The sequence below is a fragment of the Aeromicrobium sp. genome, from assembly GCF_036676885.1.
Classification (GTDB): domain Bacteria; phylum Actinomycetota; class Actinomycetes; order Propionibacteriales; family Nocardioidaceae; genus Aeromicrobium.
In genome coordinates this window covers 1-1,640 of sequence record NZ_JAKFCB010000203.1, presented here as the reverse complement: position 1 = coordinate 1,640, position 1,640 = coordinate 1, and the positions used below count along the sequence as shown (strand labels likewise).

Annotated in this window: 1 protein-coding gene and 1 pseudogene; both read left to right on the top strand. The window is 72.2% G+C overall.

Features of this window, described 5'->3' with window-relative positions; translation table 11 throughout:
• The first annotated feature begins 70 nt into the window (after positions 1 to 70).
• Positions 71 to 1,327 (top strand): phosphoribosylamine--glycine ligase, encoded by a 1,257-nt coding sequence (purD, locus tag V6M46_RS09465; protein WP_332664149.1) that lies wholly within the window; start codon positions 71 to 73, stop codon positions 1,325 to 1,327.
• Positions 1,324 to 1,640, top strand: a pseudogene (locus V6M46_RS09460) (adenylosuccinate lyase); the annotation flags it as partial. The gene purD and the pseudogene V6M46_RS09460, both read left to right, overlap by 4 nt.

The window sequence follows — 1,640 nt, the reverse complement described above, 5'->3', positions numbered from 1 at the left end:
CATCGTGGCAAGGATCGGCGAGACCTTCCGCCGGTTGTCCACAGGTGCCGGGCCGATAGGCTCGACCCCCGTGAAGACGCTTGTCATCGGCACCGGCGGCCGCGAGCACGCCCTGGCCCTCGCCCTGTCCCGCGACCCGCAGGTCACCGAGGTGCACGCCGCCCCCGGCAACCCCGGCATCGCCGCAGTGGCGACCGTCCACGATGTCGACCCGATGAGCGGCGCGGCCGTCGCCGCTCTCGCCGCCGAGATCGGCGCCGACCTGGTCGTGATCGGCCCGGAGGCGCCGCTCGTCGCCGGCGTCGCGGATGCCGTGCGCGATGCGGGCATCGCCTGCTTCGGCCCCTCGCGGGCGGCGGCGCAGCTCGAGGGATCGAAGGCGTTCGCCAAGCAGGTCATGGCCGGGGCCGAGGTGCCGACCGCGCTGGCGCACGTGTGCGAGACCGCGGAGCAGGTCGAGGCCGCGCTCGACTCGTTCGGTCCGCCGTACGTCGTCAAGGACGATGCGCTGGCCGCCGGCAAGGGTGTCGTCGTGACGAACGACCGGCAGGCCGCGATCGACCACGCTGCGGCCTGCGACCGGGTCGTCATCGAGGAATTCCTCGACGGCCCCGAGGTCTCCCTGTTCGCGATCACCGATGGCGAGACCGTGCTGCCGTTGCAGCCGGCGCAGGACTTCAAGCGCGCGCTCGACGGCGACCAAGGACCCAACACCGGTGGCATGGGCGCCTACACGCCGCTCCCATGGGCGCCGGAAGACCTGGTCGCCGAGGTGTCCCGCCGCGTCCTCGTGCCGACGGTGCAGGAGATGGCTCGCCGCGGCACGCCGTTCCAGGGCCTGCTCTACGCCGGTCTCGCGCTGACCAGCCGTGGCGTGCGCGTCATCGAGTTCAACGCCCGGTTCGGCGATCCGGAGACACAGTCGATCCTGGCGCTGCTGCGCACGCCGTTGTCGGCGCTGCTGCACGGTGCGGCGACCGGCGGCCTCGCCGAGGTCGGCCTGCCGCAGTGGTCGGCCGACTCGTCGGTGACGATCGTCGTCGCGTCCGAGGGCTATCCCGAGGCGCCCATCACGGGCGACCTGATCGAGGGGCTCGACCGCGTTGCCGAGCTCGACGGCGTCGACGTCATCCACGCCGGCACGGCGCTGCGCGACGGCAGGCTCGTGACGGCGGGCGGTCGCGTCCTGTCGGTCACGGCGGTCGGCGCCGATCTCGCCGAGGCCCGCCGCAAGGCGTACGAGGGCGTGGACCTCATCAGCATCCGCGGCGCCCACCACCGGACCGACATCGCCCTCGCGGCGGAGCAGGGGACAATAGAGCTGTGACCACACCGAACGTCCTCGCCAGCCGCTACGCCTCGCCCGAGGTGGCCCGCATCTGGTCGCCGGAGCACAAGATCGTGCTCGAACGCCGGCTCTGGATCGCGGTGCTCAAGGCGCAGAAGGACCTCGGCGTCGAGACGCCCGACGGCGTCATCGAGGCGTACGAGTCGGTCATCGACCGGGTCGACCTCGGCTCGATCGCGGACCGCGAGAAGGTCACCCGGCACGACGTCAAGGCCCGCATCGAGGAGTTCGCGGCCCTCGCCGGCACCGAGCACATCCACAAGGGCATGACGTCGCGCGACCTGACCGAGAA